Source organism: Terrabacter sp. P5_B1, assembly GCF_056400505.1.
The window spans coordinates 1-1,224 of the sequence record NZ_JBFULD010000565.1; the positions used below are offsets into that span (position 1 = coordinate 1).

Consider the following 1,224-nt stretch of genomic DNA (forward strand, 5'->3'; position numbering starts at 1 on the left):
GACAGCGTGTGCGGCGCCGAGTACGGCGTCCGCTCGGCGGATCGCGTCAACTCCCGCAACGGCTACCGCCGCCGTGACCTCGACACCAGGGCCGGGACCCTCGAGGTGGCCATCCCGAAGCTGCGGGAGGGCTCCTTCTTCCCCGACTGGCTCCTCGAGCGGCACCGCCGCGCGGAGGCGGCCCTGACCACGGTCGTCGCGACCTGCTACCTGCTCGGGGTGTCCACTCGACGGATGGACAAGCTCGTCAAGACGCTCGGCATCACCGGCCTGTCCAAGTCGCAGGTATCGGTGATGGCCAAGGACCTCGACGAGCAGGTCGCCGCATTCCGCACCCGTCCGCTGTCCGAGGGCCGTACACGTTCGTCGCAGCCGATGCGCTCACGATGAAGGTCCGCGAGGCCGGCCGGGTCGTGAAGGTCGCGGTGATGGTCGCCACCGGCGTCAACGCCGACGGCTACCGGGAAGTCCTCGGGATCCACACCGCCACAACCGAATCCGGTTCCGGATGGTTGTCGTTCTTCCGCGACTTGACCGCCCGCGGGCTGTCCGATGTCGCACTCGTCACGAGCGACGCGCATGCCGGCCTGGTCGAGGCGATCGGGGCGACCCTGCCCGCGGCCTCGTGGCAGCGCGCTGCCGCACCCACTACGCCGCGAACCTCATGTCCGTCACCCCTAAGTCGCAGTGGGGCTGGGTGCGGGCGCTGCTGCACAGCGTGTACGACCAACCCGATGCCGACAGCGTGAACGGCCAGTTCGACCGGGTCCTCGAGGGCCTGTACGAGAAGCTCCCGACCGTCGCCGAACACCTCGAGCTCGCTCGCGCGGACATCCTCGCGTTCACCGTCTTCCCGAAGGAGATCTGGCGCCAGATCTGGTCCAACAACCCGAACGAGCGCCTCAACCGAGAGATCCGCCGCCGCACCGACGTCGTCGGGATCTTCCTGCGTGGTTGTCTGAGCCTTGGGAGCCCGGGGGTGACCCGGAATCTTTCTGTCGGGCCTCAGGGCCTTGACCCCGTTAGGGCCAGTCCCTCCGGGCTCTCTCTAGACCGGTGGTCCCGTGACCTAAGAGCGGCGTGCTGACCGAACGGCAGGACTGTCCTCGACCACCACCATCATCATCGTCGATGGGTTGAGGAGTTGCTCATGAGAGAAGTAGTCACGGTCGGAATCGATGCGCACACCCAAGTCCATGTGGCTGCGGCAGTCGACCCCAAGGC

1 pseudogene is annotated in these 1,224 nt (G+C 67.5%); it reads left to right on the top strand.

The window, feature by feature from the left end:
* Positions 1-946: pseudogene (locus AC1DP0_RS22020) on the top strand (IS256 family transposase); the annotation flags it as partial.
* Between the last annotated feature and the right edge of the window lie 278 nt (positions 947-1,224).